The sequence below is a fragment of the Streptomyces sp. MS06 genome (assembly GCF_047200655.1).
Classification (GTDB): Bacteria; Actinomycetota; Actinomycetes; order Streptomycetales; family Streptomycetaceae; genus Streptomyces.
The window spans coordinates 100,769-117,816 of the sequence record NZ_JBJZOJ010000018.1; the positions used below are offsets into that span (position 1 = coordinate 100,769).

18 protein-coding genes are annotated in these 17,048 nt (G+C 71.5%); 14 read left to right on the top strand and 4 right to left on the bottom strand.

All coding sequences use genetic code 11. The annotated features are described in order from the left end of the window. The first annotated feature begins 76 nt into the window (after positions 1-76). A complete protein-coding gene (locus tag ACL02U_RS12625) occupies positions 77-778 on the top strand; it encodes an alpha/beta hydrolase (protein WP_412790839.1) in 702 nt (233 codons plus the stop codon). Positions 779-840: 62 nt separating this feature from the next. Here ACL02U_RS12625 and ACL02U_RS12630 read toward each other — a convergent pair whose 3' ends face one another. Both ACL02U_RS12630 and ACL02U_RS12635 read right to left on the bottom strand, forming a co-directional pair. Continuing rightward, positions 841-1,203 (bottom strand): hypothetical protein, encoded by a 363-nt coding sequence (locus ACL02U_RS12630; protein ID WP_412790840.1) that lies wholly within the window; start codon positions 1,201-1,203, stop codon positions 841-843. Continuing rightward, positions 1,200-1,808 (bottom strand): DUF6232 family protein, encoded by a 609-nt coding sequence (locus ACL02U_RS12635; RefSeq protein ID WP_412790841.1) that lies wholly within the window; start codon positions 1,806-1,808, stop codon positions 1,200-1,202. Before ACL02U_RS12635 ends, ACL02U_RS12630 begins: the two co-directional genes overlap by 4 nt. Before the next feature lie 240 nt (positions 1,809-2,048). Here ACL02U_RS12635 and argS point away from each other — a divergent pair, with 240 nt between their 5' ends. Then, positions 2,049-3,710, top strand: coding sequence for an arginine--tRNA ligase (gene argS / locus ACL02U_RS12640; protein WP_412790842.1), 1,662 nt, complete (start codon positions 2,049-2,051; stop codon positions 3,708-3,710). Between the two features lie 177 nt (positions 3,711-3,887). Here argS and ACL02U_RS12645 read toward each other — a convergent pair whose 3' ends face one another. Next, the gene (locus ACL02U_RS12645; RefSeq protein ID WP_412790843.1) at positions 3,888-4,538 is read right to left on the bottom strand and encodes a hypothetical protein; all 651 of its coding nucleotides are present in this window, start codon (positions 4,536-4,538) and stop codon (positions 3,888-3,890) included. Positions 4,539-4,668: 130 nt separating this feature from the next. Here ACL02U_RS12645 and ACL02U_RS12650 point away from each other — a divergent pair, with 130 nt between their 5' ends. Both ACL02U_RS12650 and ACL02U_RS12655 read left to right on the top strand, forming a co-directional pair. Continuing rightward, on the top strand, positions 4,669-5,568 hold the full coding sequence (locus tag ACL02U_RS12650) for a helix-turn-helix domain-containing protein (protein WP_412790862.1): 900 nt from the start codon (positions 4,669-4,671) through the stop codon (positions 5,566-5,568). Beyond that, complete coding sequence (locus ACL02U_RS12655) at positions 5,525-5,653, top strand: DUF397 domain-containing protein (protein ID WP_412790844.1); 129 nt, start codon at positions 5,525-5,527, stop codon at positions 5,651-5,653. The genes ACL02U_RS12650 and ACL02U_RS12655 overlap by 44 nt, the downstream gene beginning before the upstream one ends. 55 nt (positions 5,654-5,708) lie before the next feature. Here the strand turns inward: ACL02U_RS12655 and ACL02U_RS12660 are convergent, their stop codons facing one another. Then, on the bottom strand, positions 5,709-6,524 hold the full coding sequence (locus ACL02U_RS12660) for a helix-turn-helix transcriptional regulator (protein WP_412790845.1): 816 nt from the start codon (positions 6,522-6,524) through the stop codon (positions 5,709-5,711). A 70-nt stretch (positions 6,525-6,594) separates the two neighbouring features. Between ACL02U_RS12660 and ACL02U_RS12665 the strand changes: the two genes are divergently transcribed. The 10 genes from ACL02U_RS12665 (at position 6,595) to ACL02U_RS12710 (ending at position 16,976) form a co-directional block, all read left to right on the top strand. Next, on the top strand, positions 6,595-7,311 hold the full coding sequence (locus tag ACL02U_RS12665) for an SDR family oxidoreductase (protein WP_412790846.1): 717 nt from the start codon (positions 6,595-6,597) through the stop codon (positions 7,309-7,311). Between the two features lie 91 nt (positions 7,312-7,402). Then, on the top strand, positions 7,403-8,854 hold the full coding sequence (locus ACL02U_RS12670; protein WP_412790847.1) for a menaquinone biosynthesis decarboxylase: 1,452 nt from the start codon (positions 7,403-7,405) through the stop codon (positions 8,852-8,854). Next, the gene (gene mqnP, locus ACL02U_RS12675; RefSeq protein WP_412790848.1) at positions 8,851-9,753 is read left to right on the top strand and encodes a menaquinone biosynthesis prenyltransferase MqnP; all 903 of its coding nucleotides are present in this window, start codon (positions 8,851-8,853) and stop codon (positions 9,751-9,753) included. The genes ACL02U_RS12670 and mqnP overlap by 4 nt, the downstream gene beginning before the upstream one ends. Before the next feature lie 137 nt (positions 9,754-9,890). Further along, positions 9,891-10,550 carry a UbiX family flavin prenyltransferase gene (locus ACL02U_RS12680; protein WP_412790863.1) on the top strand — a complete coding sequence of 220 codons (660 nt, stop codon included), beginning with the start codon at positions 9,891-9,893 and terminating at the stop codon, positions 10,548-10,550. A 139-nt stretch (positions 10,551-10,689) separates the two neighbouring features. Next, positions 10,690-11,145 (top strand): Lrp/AsnC family transcriptional regulator, encoded by a 456-nt coding sequence (locus tag ACL02U_RS12685; RefSeq protein WP_412790849.1) that lies wholly within the window; start codon positions 10,690-10,692, stop codon positions 11,143-11,145. Between the two features lie 90 nt (positions 11,146-11,235). Beyond that, positions 11,236-12,399 (top strand): aminofutalosine synthase MqnE, encoded by a 1,164-nt coding sequence (mqnE, locus tag ACL02U_RS12690; protein ID WP_412790850.1) that lies wholly within the window; start codon positions 11,236-11,238, stop codon positions 12,397-12,399. A gap of 209 nt (positions 12,400-12,608) precedes the next feature. Then, entirely contained in the window at positions 12,609-13,133 is a 525-nt protein-coding gene (locus tag ACL02U_RS12695; RefSeq protein ID WP_412790851.1) for an N-acetyltransferase family protein, read from the top strand. Positions 13,134-13,221: 88 nt separating this feature from the next. Then, positions 13,222-13,527, top strand: a complete 306-nt coding sequence (locus ACL02U_RS12700) for a DUF4229 domain-containing protein (protein ID WP_412790852.1) — start codon at positions 13,222-13,224, stop codon at positions 13,525-13,527. Positions 13,528-13,833: 306 nt separating this feature from the next. Further along, positions 13,834-15,642: an SPFH domain-containing protein gene (locus tag ACL02U_RS12705; protein ID WP_412790853.1), complete on the top strand. Its 1,809-nt coding sequence runs from the start codon at positions 13,834-13,836 to the stop codon at positions 15,640-15,642. Beyond that, entirely contained in the window at positions 15,639-16,976 is a 1,338-nt protein-coding gene (locus ACL02U_RS12710; RefSeq protein WP_412790854.1) for an SPFH domain-containing protein, read from the top strand. The genes ACL02U_RS12705 and ACL02U_RS12710 overlap by 4 nt, the downstream gene beginning before the upstream one ends. The last annotated feature ends 72 nt before the right edge of the window (positions 16,977-17,048 follow it).

Sequence of the window (17,048 nt, forward strand, 5' to 3'; positions counted from 1 at the left end):
GCGCGCGGTGGAGAGCGGCGCTCTGCTGTCAGCCGATTCGGTCGCGCCCGGTCGGTGCGGGCGGGAGGATCGACGTATGGATCCGGTCCTCGTTCTCGTGCACAGCCCGTCCGTGGGCCCCTCGACCTGGCATCCCGTCGCCGAACACCTGACGGCGGCGGGACACCGGGTGCGGGTCCCGTCCCTGCTGCACGTCGCCGCCGGTGCTCCGCCGTTCTGGCCGCGCATCGCCGAAGCCGTCCGCGACGATCTGCGCGACGTCCCCGCCGACAGACCCGTCACGCTGGTCGTGCACAGCAACGCGGGCCTGTTCCTGCCGACGATCCGCGCGGGCCTGGACCATGCGGTGAGCGCCTCCGTCTTCGTCGACGCCGCGCTGCCGGACCGGACCGGGCCGACCCCGGTAGCCGCACCGGAACTCCTGGAGTTCCTCCGCCCGATGGCCGCCGGCGCGGGCGGCAGGCTTCCCCGCTGGACCGACTGGTGGGACGAGGAGGACATCGCCCCGATGTTCCCCGACCCGGTGGTGCGGCGGAGCGTGGTCGCCGAGCAGCCGAGCCTGCCGCTGTCCTACTACGAGCAGCTCGTCCCGGTCCCCGCGGGCTGGGACGACCACCCCTGCTCCTACCTGCTGTTCGGCCCGCCCTACGACGGCCCTGCCGCCGAGGCGCGCGCACGCGGCTGGAACGTGGCGCACTCGCCCGGCGCGCACCTGCACCAGATCGTCGACCCCGCCGGCACCGCGCGTCACCTCGTCGCACTCGCCACCGCGGCCTGAACCACCGGTGACGCGCGCCTCGGGAGGGCCGGCCCGGGCAGCGGCCCGGGCCGGCCCCCGGACTACTGCCCGCTCACCAGCGCGAGGACCCGGTTCACGGCCTCGGCCACCGGCTGCCCCACGGCCCCGACGGTGGCGGCGATCCCGGCCACCGCCATCAGCGCACGGTGCCGCTCCTGCGTCGGCGCGGTGGCGTCGGCGGTGATGTCCGGCAGCGAGTCGTCGATGGCCTGGGCGCTCGCCGCGGGTACCTGTCCGCGCAACACGCGGGCCGCGTCCAGGAGTTCCCGGACCGCGGCCTCCAGCGCGGGGTCGGCCGGCGCCGCGCCGGACGACGCGACCCGGCCCTTGACGATGCCGGTGTTGCCGCTCCCTCCGTGCATGTTCACGTTGTCGCCGAAGATGTAGGTGCTGTCGCCGCTCATCCGTGTGAGACCCCCACGTTGCCCGTACCGCCGTACATGTTCACGCTGTCGCCGAAGTGGTAGTGCCTCGGGTTGATGGCGAGCGTGTCCACCTTGACCGTGAACTCGGTCCCGGGGTTCTCGATCGCGTGCACGATCGTGCCGACCAGCTGGTCGAGTTGGCGCGGATCGCGGCTGGTCACCATCGCCACGGACGGACCGGAGGTCTCCACCGTCAGGACGTGGTGCGCCGGCGCCGACAGCACCGCCCCCCACTCGATCACGCTGTAGACGAGCGCCGCCGCGGCACCCAGCCAGACGAACGTCAGGATCCCGTTGGCGGCGCTCTTGTCGGCCAGGCTCGTCAGACCGCCCAGGATCGTCAGGGCGAACGCCACCGACAGGATGATCGCCAGGCGCTTCAGGAACAGCATGGTGGCGTCCTTGCGCCGCGGGGTGAGGGTGAAGGTGTACACCCGGGCGATGTTCTGCAGCGGATAGGCGGCTCCGCCGACCCACAGCAGCCTTTTGCTGACCCGCAGATCGATCCCGGCCAGGGCCTGCGGCGGCATGGGCGGTGGCGGCGGGATGTCCGGGTAGCCCGGCGCCGTCTCGGTTCTCTCCATGTTCAAGTCCCCTGAGGTATGGGGTGATTCCCCGTTACTGAGTGACAACCATTAGCCACCGGGGACGGCGGGAGCCGCAAGTCCGTTACGGGGCAGGTGAGTCGGACCCGAGGCGGAGGTCGTACGTCCGGACCGCATGCGCATCGGCTCGGTCCTCGTTCGGCGAGAACGACCACGTCGGCCTCGGCCGCCCGGATAATCGGTGTCAACAGCGGCGACCGCCCCGGTAGCGTCGCCGCCGTGACTCCAGCAGATCTCGCCGCCGTCATCTCCGACGGCGTACACACGGCCATCCAGTCCGGACGCATCTCGGCAGAGGTGCCCGAGGAGATCCGCGTGGAGCGCGCCCGCCACCGCAGCCACGGCCACTACTCGACCAACGTCGCCATGCAACTCGCCAGGTCCGCCGGCCTGCCCGCCCGCGCGGTCGCCGAAGTGCTGGCCCCGCTGGTGAGCGAGGCCGACGGAGTCGCGAAGGCCGAGGTCGCGGGCCCCGGATTCCTCAACATCACGCTGGAAAGCGCAGCGATCGGTGCCCTCGCGCGCGACATCGTCCTGGCTGGTGACGCCTACGGCCGTACAGACCGGCTGGGCGGCCTCCGGCTCAATCTGGAGTTCGTCTCGGCGAACCCCACCGGGCCGGTGCACATCGGAGGGGCCCGGTGGGCGGTCGTCGGCGACGTGCTCGCCCGGCTTCTCGAGGCAGCGGGCGCGGATGTGTCGCGGGAGTACTACTTCAACGATGCCGGTGTGCAGATCGACCGTTTCGCCCGTTCGCTGCTGGCCGCGGCGCAGGGCGCTCCGGTGCCCGAGGACGGCTACAGCGGCGCGTACATCGAGGACATCGCCGCCGCGGTCCTGCTTCGGCAGCCCGGGGCCTTGGAACTGCCGGAGGCGGATGCGCTCGCAGCCTTCCGAACAGAGGGCACAGCGTTGATGTTCGACGAGATCAGGACGTCCCTCGCCGCGTTCGGTACCCGCTTCGACGTCTACTTCAACGAGAAGGACCTGCACGACCGGGGCGACCTGGACGCCGCTGTCGCCCGCCTGCGGGAAGGAGGTCACGTCTTCGAGGTCGAGGGCGCGGTCTGGCTGCGGACCACGGACTTCGGTGACGACAAGGACCGGGTCCTGAGGAAGAGCGACGGTTCGTGGACGTACTTCACCGCGGACTGCGCGTACTACCTCAACAAGCGGTCCCGGGGCTTCGAGCGGGTCGTCATCATGCTCGGCGCCGACCACGCGGGCTATGTGGGCCGGATGCGGGCCATGGCGGCCTGCTTCGGCGACGATCCGGACACGCACCTGGAGATCCTGATCGGCCAGCTGGTCAACCTGGTCAAGGACGGGGAGCCGGTCCGGATGAGCAAGCGGGCGGGCACGGTCCTCGCCCTCGACGACCTGGTCGAGGCGGTCGGCGTCGACGCCGCGCGGTACGCGCTCGCACGGGCCGGCGTGGATGCGATGATCGACCTCGACATCGACCTGCTCACCCGGCAGTCGAACGACAACCCCGTCCACTACGTCCAGTACGCGCACACGCGGCCGCGCGCCGTGCAGCGCAGGGCGGATGAAGCCGGGATCGACAGGGGCGCGCCGCAGGACTTCGACCCCTCTCTGCTCACCCACGAGCGGGAGGTCGACCTCCTGGGCATGCTGGCCGAGTTCCCGCAGGTCGTGGCGACCGCCGCCACGCTGCGCGAACCGCACCGGGTCCCGCACTACCTGGAGCAGTTGGCCGGCACGTACCACCGCTTCTACGACGCTTGCCGGGTCCTGCCACGGGCTGGCGAAGCCCCGGACGACCGCAGCCGGGCCCGGTTGTGGCTGACGGAGGCCAGCAGGCTGGTGCTGCACAACGGGCTGCAGATGCTCGGTGTCTCGGCACCGGAACGAATGTGAGTGCGTCCGCCGACCACGACCACGACCACGACCACGACCACGACAACCGTCCGGCATCCAGGTGAAGCCGGACAGCCCGCTCCGCCGAAGACCGCCGGCCGAGTGCGAGCCGGCCGACCACTAGCTGCCGGGCGGCATCTGCGGTGAGCCAGGGCCAGAGGTTCCGACGAGGGCAGGTCACGCTCGCTCCAGGACGGCGTAGTCGGCGAACGTGCGGCGGTAGCGGGTGTGCCGGGTGTCCTGCGTGTGGCGGCGCTGCCACTCCTCCACCCCGGCCGGGTCCGGGTGCGGGCCGGAGACCGCGCCGCAGTCGGCCTCGTCGCCCGAGACGCAGCGGGCCTCGTACTCCGGCTCCGCCGTGGCGTCCTGGGCGATCACGTAGGGCACGTACCGGAGGCGGCGGCGGGTGCGCGCGGGCGGAGGGTCCGCGTGGTTGCGGCCGAGGTGCCGCCGCAGCAGCACGTTCGCGTCGGTCTCCGCGCTCCGGTCGCCGACCGCGCGGGCCTCGTACCGGCACACGGAGAGGTCCGCGCAGGTCCGGCAACCGGGGACGGGGGACGGCGGCGCGGGAACCGGATCCTGCCCGGGCCCGGTTCCCGCGCCCCTCTCCCCGGAACGGGCGTTCGCCGCCCGCACGCGCGCGTAGAGGCGCTCCCGCTGCGTCGCAGGGCGGACCAGTGCCGGGTCGGCCTCCCACTCCCGGCCTCCGCCGACCGGCCTCAGCATCGCGTACGGGCCGGCCTGCCCCCGGTACTCGCCGACCTTGTCCGACCTGATGTCGAAGACGAGCGTTCCGGATTCGATCTCTTGTGCGATCCGCTCAGGCATGTCCACTCCGCACCGACTTCGTCACTCTGTGTGTATCGAGGGTGGCCTATGGGAACCGTCCGTATCAATGGTGGACGCGTGCCACGGGGGCACTGTCACGGAGGGGGCGCCGGTGACCACGAATGCCGTTCTGTTCGGCGAACTGCTGCGGCACTTCCGCGAGTCGGCGCTGCTCACCCAGGAGGCGCTGGCCCGGCGGATCCCCTGCGACCGCTCCTACGTCGCCCGCGTGGAGGCGGGCGCCCGGGTGCCGTCGGACGTCTTCGCCAAGACGTGCGACGAAGCCCTCGGAACGAGCGGGGCGCTGGGGCGGTTGTGGGGCCGGGTCGACTGGTATCCGCAGGTGGAGCATCCGGACTGGTTCCGGCGCCGGGCCGAGATGGACGCGGAGGCGGCGGCGCTGAGGGAGTACCAGGAGCGGGTGGTGCCAGGGTTGTTGCAGACCGAGGAGTACGCGCGGGCGTTGTTCTCGCGTCGGCTCACGCGCGCTGACGAGGTTGAGGAACGCGTGCGGGCAAGGCTGAGCCGACAGCAACGGTTTCTCGTGGATGGAGGTCCCCTGTACGTCGTCGTACTGGACGAGAGCTGTCTGCGGACCATGGTGGGGGGTGCGGCCGCGATGCGGGCGCAGTGCGCACACCTCCTGCGCACCGGACGGCGTGCCAACATCCGTATCCAAGTAGCCCCGGCCGTGGAGCCGAACCTAGTGCGTCCCAACGCCTCCATGTCCTTGATCGAGCTGTCCGACGGGCACCGTTGGGTGTACTCCGAGTCCCTCGACCGTGGCCACTTCAGCGACGATCCGGCCCTCTATCAGAGGCATTTCCAGGCCTATGATGTGCTCCGGGCGGACGCCCCGTCAGCTCGGGAGTCCGCTGCTCTGATCGGTGAGGCGATGGAGGCGTACGAGCACCATGAACAGTCAGGAACTCGGCGCGTTGGACTGGATCAAGAGCAGCTACAGCGGAGACAACGGCGGCAACTGCGTGGAAATCGCCCCAGGTTTCCCCGGCGTGGTGCCCGTGCGTGACAGCAAGGCGGGGTCCGGTGGGCCGGTGCTGCTGGTGCGCCGTTCGGCCTGGGCGGCGTTCACCGGGGCGTTGCGGGGGCGCTGAGCCGGGAGGCGGTCGTGCCCCGGACGGGTTCCGGCTCCGAGGACCGGCCGTTCTGTCAGCCGGCCTGCCCGGCCAGAGTGCGCAGGGCCCGCACGGCCGGTGTGCCGGGGTCGGCCGTCACCAGGACGACCTCGTGGTCGTCCTCGGGTACTAGCAGGACGTCGCAGTTCAGCCGGAGCGCGCCCACCTCCGGATGGTTCAGCACCTTGGTGCGGTGCCCGGGGGCGTGCACCGGACGCGCCTCCCAGAGTTGCCGGAATTCCTCGCTGCCCGCGTGCAGTTCGGCCACCAGGGCGGCCAGCCGCGGATCGTGCGGATAGCGGTCCGCGGACCGGCGCAGCCGCGCCACGACGATGTGCCCGAACTCCTCGGCGCTGGAGCCCTCGTACCTCCGCCCCCGGCCCAGGAAGCGGCGCCGGGCCAGGTTCGTCGTCCCGCCGCCGAGATCCGGCCCGAGCAGTGCCTGGGCCAGCGGATTCCAGGCGACGACGTCGTACGCCGCGTCCGTGACCAGGGCGCCGGTCTCCGGCAGCCGCTCCAGCATCCGGGCCACGTGCGGACGCACCCGCCGCACGGCACTGACGCCGGCCGGCGGGCTGGTGCCCGCCAGGCGGAACAGGTGGCTGCGCTCGGCCGGCGCGAGCCGCAGCGCGCGGGACAGCGCGTCCAGGATCCGGGCCGACGGCCGCGGCCCGCGGGCCTGTTCCAGCCGCGTGTAGTAGTCGACCGACATGTGGGCGAGCTCCGCCACCTCTTCGCGGCGCAGGCCCGGCGTGCGGCGGAGGGTGCCCGTCGCGACCAGGCCGATCTCGTGGGGCCGCAGGGCCGCGCGGCGCTCCCGCAGGTAGCGGGCCAGTTCCTGCCGCGCCATGTCGCCTCCTCCGCTGCCTGGTACAGGCTGTCCCTGGCAGGGCGCCCACGACCGGAGGAGCGTGGTGGGCATGAACGAACGCACAGCTCTGGTCACCGGTGCCAACAAGGGCATCGGCAAGCATATCGCCCGCCTGCTCGCCGCCGAGGGCTTCACCGTGCACGTGGGCTCCCGCGACCCCGGGCGCGGCCGGCAGGCCGCCGAGGAGATCGGCGCCGGGGCCCGCCCGCTGGACCTCGACGTGACGGACCCCGACGGCATCGCAGCGGCCGCGGCCCGGATCGACCGCCTGGACGTGCTCGTCAACAACGCCGGCATCTCGCCGTCGCTCGCCCCGCCTGCCGAAACCGGCATCGACGAGTACCGGCGCACCTACGAGACCAACGTGTTCGGCGTCGTGGCGGTGACCGACGCGTTCCTGCCCGCCCTGCGCCGGTCCCCGCGCCCGCGCATCGTCAACATCTCCAGCGGCACCGCCTCGCTGACCTGGAGCACCACCCCCAACCCCCAGTTCACCCCGGGAAACGGCGGCGCCGCCGCCTACCGGTCGTCCAAGGCCGCCCTCAACGCCCTGACCCTCCTCTACGCCCAGACGCTCGCCGGGGACGGCTTCAAGGTCAACGCGCTCGCCCCGGGCCTGCGGGCCACCGAACTCAACTCCGTGGCCGCGTCCGCGGGCGGCGATCCCGCCGAGGCCGCGCAGGGTGCCCTGCGCCTGGCTTTGCTGCCGGACGACGGCCCCAACGGTGGCTTCTTCTCCTGGGACGGCACCTCCGTGCCCTGGTGATCCTGCCTCCTGGGCCCCTTCCGCGCAGCCCGTGCGCCGTGCCCCGGCCCCGTGACGGGGTCCGGGCAGCGGCTCGGGGATACTGGACCGCATGGCTTACGACGATCTTCGTTCCCTGCTCAGGGCACTGGAACGCGAGGGCGACCTCAAGCGCGTCAAGGCAGAGGTCGATCCGTACCTGGAGGTCGGGGAGATCGTCGACCGGGTGCAGAAGTCCGGCGGGCCCGCGCTGCTCTTCGAGAACGTCAAGGGCTCCGCGATGCCGCTGGCGATGAACGTCTTCGGCACCGACCGGCGGCTGCTGAAGGCGCTGGGCCTGAAGTCCTACGGCGAGATCGGCGAGAAGATCGGCGGGCTGCTGCGGCCCGAGCTGCCGCACGGGTTCGTCGGGGTGCGGGAGGCCTTCGGCAAGCTCGGCGCGATGACGCACGTCCCGCCGCGGAAGGTCAAGGACGCGCCGGTGCAGGAGGTCGTGCTGCGCGGCGACGACGTGGACCTGGACCGGCTGCCCGCGCTGTTCACCTGGCCGAAGGACGGCGGCTCCTTCTTCAACCTGGGCCTGACGCACACCAAGGACCCCGAGACGGGCGTGCGGAACCTGGGCCTGTACCGCCTGCAGCGGCACGACCGGCGCACCATCGGCATGCACTGGCAGATCCACAAGGACAGCCGGAACCACTACCAGGTGGCCGCGCGGCGCGGGGAGCGGCTGCCCGTCGCCATCGCGTTCGGCTGCCCGCCCGCCGTGACCTACGCCTCCACCGCACCGCTGCCCGGCGACATCGACGAGTACATGTTCGCCGGGTTCCTCGCGGGCAGGCGGATCGAGATGGTCGACTGCCGGACCGTGCCGCTGCAGGTGCCGGCGCAGGCCGAGGTGGTGCTGGAGGGCTGGCTGGAGCCCGGCGAGACGCTGCCGGAGGGCCCGTTCGGCGACCACACCGGCTTCTACACCCCGCAGGAGCCGTTCCCGGCGCTGCGGATCGACTGCGTGACGATGCGGAAGCGGCCCCTGCTCCAGTCGATCGTGGTGGGCAGGCCGCCGACGGAGGACGGGCCGCTGGGCCGTGCGACGGAGCGGTTCTTCCTCCCGCTGCTGAAGATCATCGTTCCGGACATCGTGGACTACCACCTGCCCGAGGCCGGCGGCTTCCACAACTGCGCCATCGTGTCGATCGACAAGAAGTACCCCAAGCACGCGCAGAAGGTGATGCACGCGGTCTGGGGCGCGCACATGATGTCGCTGACCAAGCTGATCGTGGTCGTGGACGCGGACTGCGACGTGCACGACCTCCACGAGGTCGCCTGGCGGGCGCTCGGCAACACCGACTACTCCCGCGACCTCACCGTCGCGGAAGGCCCCGTCGACCATCTCGACCACGCCTCCTACCAGCAGTTCTGGGGAGGCAAGGCGGGTATCGACGCCACCCGCAAGTGGCCGGAGGAGGGCTACACCCGGGACGGCGGCTGGCCGGATATGGTCCTGTCCGACCCGGAGACTGCCGAACGGGTGACGAAACGGTGGAAGGAGTACGGGCTGTGACCAGCGCCTCCGCGGCGATCCCCCAGCCGGGACGGACCAGGGCGTTCCTGCGCCTGGTGATGATCGAGCACTCGGTCTTCGCCCTGCCCTTCGCCTACATCGCCGCGCTCACCGCGATGTACGAGCTGGACGGCAACATCCACTGGGGCCGGCTGCTGCTGGTCACGGTGTGCATGGTGGGGCTGCGCACCTTCGCGATGGCGGTCAACCGGATCATCGACCGGGAGATCGACGCGCGGAACCCGCGCACCGCCCACCGGGAACTGGTCACCGGCGCGATGTCGGTGCGGCACGCCTGGACCGGCGCACTGATCGCCCTGGTCGTCTTCCTCGGCGCCGCGGCGCTGCTGAACCCGCTGTGCCTGGCGCTGGCGCCGATCGCGGTGGTGCCGATGGTGGTCTACCCGTACGGCAAGCGGTTCACGAACTTCCCGCAGGCCATCCTGGGCCTCGCCCAGGCCATGGGCCCGATCGGCGGCTGGCTCGCGATCACCGGGGAGTGGTCGTGGCACGCGGTGATCCTCGGACTGGCGGTCGGCATCTGGATCGGCGGCTTCGACCTGATCTACGCCTGCCAGGACGTGGAGACGGACCGCGAGACCGGCGTGCTGTCCGTGCCGGCCCGCTTCGGCATCCCGGCGGCCGTCCACGGCGCGCGGGTCTGCCACGCCGTCACCACGGGCCTGTTCGTCTGGTACGCCCTCGCCACCGGTGCGGGCGCCTTCTTCTGGCTGGGCCTGGTGATCGTGGCCGGCGCGTTCGTGTACGAGCACACGATCGTGCGCCCGCACGACCTGTCCCGGCTGAACAGGGCGTTCTTCAGCACCAACGGCTTCATCGGGATCAGCCTCTTCGGGTGCGCCCTCATCGACCTGCTGGTACGCGGCCTCACCCCGTAGCGCGGCGGCGCGGGGCCGGACGGGGCGGCGCAGGGGGTGCCGCCGCCGCGTACCCCCGCGGCACCCCCGCGTCCGGCACGGCCCGTCCTGAGTACGGCTCGACCCGCCGGTACCCTCAAGATGTGAACGCAGGAGAAATGCAGCGCAAGCCTTGGATCGTGGGGGTGTCCGGGGCCTCCGGGACGCCGTACGCGGCGGCCGTGCTGCGCGCGCTGCTCGCGGCGGGGGAGAACGTCGACCTGGTGGTCAGCCGGGCCTCCCGGCTGACCCTGCTGGACGAGACGGGCATCTCCTTCCGGGACGCGCACTGGCAGGACGACCTGCGCTCCTGGCTGGCACGCGGGGCCGACGGCAAACCGGGCACCTTCGAGGTGGACGTGAGCGGGGTGCGGTACTGGAGCGCCGGGGACCTGGCCGCGGGACCGTCCTCGGGGTCGTACCCCGCCAAGGGCATGCTGATCGTGCCGGCCTCCACCGCATGCGTCGCCGGTGTCGCGCTGGGCCTGTCCAAGGACCTGCTCCAGCGGGCGGCGAGCGTGACGCTGAAGGAGCGGCGCCCCCTGGTCGTGGCCGTGCGGGAGACTCCCCTGGCCGGCCAGACGCTGCGCCACCTCGTGGCGTTGGACGACGCGGGAGCGACGGTGCTCCCGGCGTCCCCGGCCTTCTACGCGGGCGCGACGCACATCCAGGACCTGGTGGACTTCGTCGCCGGACGCGCACTCGACGCGGCCGGGGTCGCGCACACCCTCTACCGGCGGTGGGAGGGCGAACTCGGCGGCGGCACCCGCACCGTCTGAGCGCCCCCGGGCACTCACCCCACCCGCACTCCCACTTCGCGTACTCCTCCTACTCCTTACTTCTACTTCTACTGCTTCTCGTACTCACCCCTCGCACTTCTCGTACATCAGGAACTCTTCAGCGGAAGGCTTCGATCGCATGGACGCGGTGGACAGGCAGCTCATCCAGGCCCTCAGGGAGAACGGCCGGGCCTCCTACGCGGAGCTGGGGCGCCTCGTCGGCCTGTCGGGACCCAGTGTCACCGACCGCATCAACAGGTTGGAGGCGGCGGGCGTCATCACCGGCTACCGCGCCACCGTGGACGCCGCCTCGCTCGGCCTCGGCGTCACCGCCCTCATCGGCATCTCCCTCTCCGACGCCGCCGACCACGAGGAGGTGGCGGCGCGGATGAAGGACCTCGGCGAGATCGAGGACTGCTGGTTCATCGCCGGTGACGACTCGTACATGCTCAAGGTGCGGGCCAGCGACGTGGACGGACTGGAACGGATCATCCGCCGGCTGAGCGGCACCAAGGGCGTCTCCCGGACCCGCACCACCATCGTGCTGTCCACCAAGTGGGAGAACCGGGTCGGGGAACTGCCCGAGGAGGTGTAAGGCGCGCAGGCCCTCCTGCAGGGGCGGGCGCCGCCGGGCACCTCGGTGGAGATACGGTTTCAGTCGGTCTGTTCAGGAAGAGGTGACGGCATGGACGCCGGGCTCAAGCGCGAGCTGGAGGAGAAGGTCAGGTCGGGCGTACGTCTGACCCGCGAGGACGGCATCGCGCTGTACGAGTCGGACGACCTCGCCTGGCTCGGCGGGCTGGCGCACGAGGTGCGCACCCGCAAGAACGGCGACGTCGTGCACTTCAACGTCAACCGCCACCTCAACATGACCAACGTGTGCACGGCCTCCTGCGCCTACTGCTCCTTCCAGCGCAAGCCGGGGGAGAAGGACGCGTACACGATGCGCATCGAGGAGGCCGTGAAGCTCGCCAAGGCGATGGAGTCGGAGAACCTCACCGAACTGCACATCGTCAACGGCCTGCACCCCAACCTGCCCTGGCGGTACTACCCGCGCTCGCTGCGGGAGTTGAAGGCCGCGCTGCCGCACGTGTCGCTGAAGGCCTTCACCGCCACCGAGATCCACCACTTCGAGACCATCTCCGGGCTGAGCGCGAGCGAGATCCTGGACGAGCTGATCGACGCCGGTCTGGAGTCCCTCACCGGCGGTGGTGCGGAGATCTTCGACTGGGAGGTCCGGCAGCACATCGTCGACCACCGCACCCACTGGGAGGACTGGTCGCGCATCCACCGGCTGGCGCACGAGAAGGGGCTGAAGACCCCGTGCACCATGCTGTACGGGCACATCGAGGAGCCCCGCCACCGGGTGGACCACGTGCTGCGGCTGCGTGAGCTGCAGGACGAGACCGGCGGCTTCCAGGTCTTCATCCCGCTGCGCTACCAGCACGACTTCGTCGACCTGAAGGACGGCAAGGTGCGCAACACCCTCCAGGAGCGCACCCGGATGGCGACCGGCGCGGAGGCGCTGAAGACCTTCGCCGTCTCGCGGCTGCTGTTCGACAACGTTCCGCACGTGAAGGTCTTCTGGGTGATGCACGGGGTCCAGACCGCGCAGCTCGCCCTGCAGCACGGGGCCGACGACATGGACGGCTCGGTCGTCGAGTACAAGATCACGCACGACGCCGACGACTTCGGCACACCGAACAAGCTGACCCGCGAGGACCTGCTGGAGCTGATCCGGGACGCCGGCTTCCGCCCCGTGGAGCGGAACACGCGGTACGAGATCATCCGGGAGTTCGACGGCCCGGACCCGGCGCGCCGCGACTCGCCGCAGCCGATGCGGGTGTGAGACACGCCGTGCCACCGTCCGGCGGACCGACCCGCCGGACGGTGGCCCCGGGGCCGGTAGTTCCGAGCAGTGGCACGTGCCACCGGCCCGAACGGCTTAACTGCCGGCACCGCCCACGTGCCTGTGCGGCCCATGTCCCCGGGTGGCGTGTGTCTCTGCGTGACACGTGCCACCCGGAGACAGGCGGACGTAAGGACTATTATGCAGATGTGCCCCTTACCTTCACTCTCGATCCGGCCGTCACGCCCGACCTGCGCGACGGTGTCCTGGACCTGTGGGCCGACGTCAGCAACGCGGGCGGTGCCGTGGGCTTCGTGCCGCCGGTGACGCCGGAGGTGATACGGCCGCAGCTGGTGAAGCACCTCGCGGCGATGGCTCAGCGGCGGATGCGGCTGCTCGTCGGCCACGACGAGTCGGGCCGGGTGGCCGCCACCGCGTTCTTCTCCTTCAACTCCCACCGGCTGATGACCCACTGGGTGTGGCTGTACACCGTCATGGTGCACCCGAGGCACCAGGGCGAGGGGTGCGGCCGAGAACTGCTGGCGTCCGCCGAGGCGGCGGCCCGCACCTTCGACGGCGTCGAGGCGATCCGGCTGACCTGCCGCGGCGGCCTCGGCCTGGAGCGGTTCTACGGCTCCTGCGGATACAAGGAGGTGGGCCGGGTGCCCGGCGCGATCCGGGTCGCGCCGGGCGACGACCGGGACGAGGTCTGCATGCTGCTCCCCCTGGCCTGAGGCCCCCCGCCCGCCCGGCCCGCCGCCGGGCGTGCTTCACTGGGCGATGCCGCTGTGTCCCCTTTTGGAATCGGAAGAGTGGGTTGAGATGCTCCGCTACACGCTGATGCGCCTCGGGATCTTCGTGGGCTGCCTCGTGGTCGTCTGGGGCCTCGTCCACTTCGGCCTCGCCCCCCGAGGCCTCGGCTCCTCCAACGGCATGTGGATCGCGCTGCTCGCCCTGGTCGTCTCGGCGCCGATCAGCTTCGTGGCGCTGCGCGGGGAGCGGGAACGCGCCTCCGTGCAGATCGTCGAGCGGGTCGAGCGGGCCAAGGCCAACCTGGACGCCAACCGCAGCCAGGAGGACGTCGCCGACGACGCGGCGCGCGCGGAGGGCCACGCCACCACCTCCTGAACCGCCACCCCACCTTCCTGGCCCGGCACCCCGTCGCCCGTACGTCCGGCTTCCCGCCATGGGCTCTTTCGGGCAGTGTGCGGGCCCATCCGTGCGGTCTCGTTGCCGGGCCCCGGCAGTGAACGCCGAGCGGTGACTGCGGAGGTGCAGCCCTTACCCTGACCGGATCCATGGTGTGGAATGGCTGAATCCACGCCCGGGCACCGGTGATACCGGAAGCACGGACGGCTGCGTCACACGCGTACGCACCACAGGCGTACCTGTCGCAGGGACAGACACCACACATCCGGACCACAAGGGGGAACCGTGGCACGAGCGCGGGCGCAGGCGACCCTGCGGCGCGTCGCCGAGTCCGTCGCATCGGGTACCGATCCGCGGACCGCGGCGCGGGACGAACTGCGGCGGCAGGTCGGACGGGGCACACGCACGGCTGCCGCCCCGGCCACCGAGGCCGGCGGCTACGAGAGCGACGAGTACGAGGTCGAGGAGCAGGGCATCGACCCGGCCGACTTCCCGGCCGCCCGGGAGCAGGGCGGCTCCATCGACACCGTCATGCACCAGAAGACGGTCCCGCTGGACGAGGCGGGAGAGGCGCTGGGCCGCAGCGAGCAGATCCGGGAGGACGGGGAGGCGGCGCACGCCATCTGCCCGATGGTGATCCCCAAGGGCCGTTCGCTGCTGTCCATGCTGCCGGTGCTGCTGCTGCTCGCACTGGGCGTGGTCGGCGCCGCGGTCACCGGCGCGGTCGGCGGGGACGTCCTCACCAACCCGCTGTTCGGCGTGCACTACTGGATCATCTCGCTGCTCGCCGTCGGCTTCGTGTGGTGGCGGCAGGGCATGGTCATGGTGCCGGAGGGCGCCCAGGCGATGATCACCCGCTTCGGCAAGCTGGAGAAGGTCGTCGGACCCGGCCGCGTGGTGCTGCTCAGCCCGTGGAAGCGGGTGTCGTACATCGTCAACACCACCCGCGAGTACCCGTTCAACGCCCCCGTGCGGGAGGCGCCGACCAAGGGCGGCGTCAAGGCGTCGATCGACCTGTTCATCCAGTTCCGGATCAGCGACCCGACCGAGTTCGTCTACACGCTGGGCGCGGTGCGCGGCTTCGAGGAGAAGCTCAGCAACGCCGTCAGCGAGACGATCCGCAGCCTGATCTACGAGCAGGAGGCCTCCGGCATCTACGACATGGTCGGTGAGGACACCGGCCGGCTGCTGGAGCAGCTCAACCAGCAGTTCCGTCCCGCGGTCGAGCTGACCAACGCCAACATCACCCACGCCGAACCGTCCGACCAGCGCTACCGCATGGACCTGGCCGCCCCCGAGATGGTGCGCATGGCCAAGGAGGCGTACACCCACGAGTACGCCCTCAAGCTGCGCAAGGAGCAGGACGAGGGCGACCTCAGCCGGGAACTGGCCTCCAGCCACGAGACGCTGTCCGCGATCCAGGCCGACATCGCCCAGTACCAGGCGCAGATGGACACCGCCGTGGAGCGCGAGACCAACCGGGCCGAGGCCCTGGCCCGCCAGCGCTACGTGCAGGCCGAGTCGGAGGCGAAGGCCAACGCGGCACTGCTGGAGGCGCAGGCCCTCGACATCCGCGCGGTGACCGCGGCGGAGGCGCCGGAGATCCTGGAGTACCGCTACCAGCAGCAGGTCCTCGACACGCTGGAGGAGATCGCCGACCACCTGCCCCGCCTGGTCCGCATCGGCGGCGCGTCGGACGGCGACGGCGGGATCGACTACCTCCAGGTGGCGCGCGAACTCGTCGGCGAGCGCGGTACCGAGCTGTTCACCGAGGAGGACATGGCCGCCGTACGGGCCCGCCTCACCGAGGTGGCCGAGCGGATCTCCGCCCGCCAGGGCGAGATCGACGGCCTCCTGGCGGCCGAGCGGCCCACGGTGCCGCAGATGGTCGACGGGGCCGCCGCGCCCGGCGGGCCCGGGGCGCCCGAGGCGCCGCCGAGCGGCGGGGCCGCCGTGCCCCGGCCGGCGGAGGAGGCGGGAGCCTTCCACGCTTCCGACCTGTTCGATGAGGCCGCACCGTTCCACGCCTCCGACCCGGCCGAGGAGGCCGCACCGTTCCACGCTTCCGACCCGTCCGAGGAGGCCGGCCAGTGAGCACCGTACGCACCCACCGCCGGTCGGTCATCTCCGAGGCGGTCGCCCCCTGGAGCGACATCGCGCGACTGCTGCGCGGCGGCGAGGCCGACACCCTGATCCCCGTCATCATCCCCCGCCACCGGCGCCGCCTGTGGTGGATGCTCCCGCTCTGGCTGGGCGTGTTCACGCTGCTCACCGGTGTGATGCTGTCGCTGCACGAGGCGGACGCCGACACGTCCGCGGGTGACCTCGCCTACGGCGCCCTGGCCACCCTCGCCTACGTCGGCGGCGTCCTGCTGCTGCTGATCGGCGGACTGTGGTGGTGGCGGTCCTCCATTGTCGAGATCGAGCAGGGCACCCACGGTGTGCTGACCCGGTACGGCGCGGTCACCCGCACCCTGGACGCCGGCCGCCACTACCTGTGGCACCCCTGGTCCCGGGTCGACTTCGTCGTCGACACGGCCACCGAGATCCCGTACTCGGCACCGGTGATGGCCTGCCCCACGCGGGAGAACGTGCCGCTGCGGTCCATCGAGTTCTTCCTGAAGTTCCGGATCACCGACGCCGTGCTGTTCGTCCGCACCATCGGCGCCGGCAACTTCGACCTGGTGCTCTCCAGCGCGGTGCAGGACGCGATCCGGCAGCGGGCCCGCAAGATGCGCACCGAGCACGCCTACGACCTGCGCGGCTCCGACGTGGCCGACATGCAGGAACTGCTCAACCGCCAGCTGTCCGGCTACGGGGTGCGCATCACCGGCAGCAACATCCCGGACGTCCAACTGCCCACGCAGTACCAGCAGCACCTCGCCACCCGGGAGCGGGTCGCCAAGGAGCGCGAGGCGTACGAGCAGGAGTGGGGGCTCATCCGCAAGCGCCGCATCGACAGCCTGGGCATGGACATCGAGCGGGCCAAGAAGGTCCGCGACGCGCGGATCGTCGAGGTCAAGGCCGCGCTGAACCGGGCCCGCGAGCAGGTCGCCCAGTTGCTGGAGGAGCAGGAGACCAACGCCCAGCGGGTGCGGTTCGAGATCGAGACCGGAGGCCGCAGCGGCCTCATCGCCGCCGAGAACGAGGCCCGCGCGCAGCGCGCCCTCGCCCAGGCCTACCGCGACAACCGGGCCGTCCTGCAGTACGAACTGGCCCGGCGGCGGCTGGAGGTGGGCGCCCGGCTCGCCGGGAAGGCACCGCAGCCCGTGGTGGTCCGCACCGACGGCACCGGCACCGACACCTCCGCGCTGACCACCCTGCTCACCGCCCAGCTGATGCCCCGCCTCAACACCCTCCCCGCCGCCGTCACCCGGCCGTGGAGCGAGGGCGACGCGCAGTACGGCGAGGCCGACGGAATCGCCTAGGGGCGGCGGCGTCGGCGGCGGGCGGACGACCCGCCGGGCCGGTCGCCCGCCGCCGACGCAGTCCGACCCGAC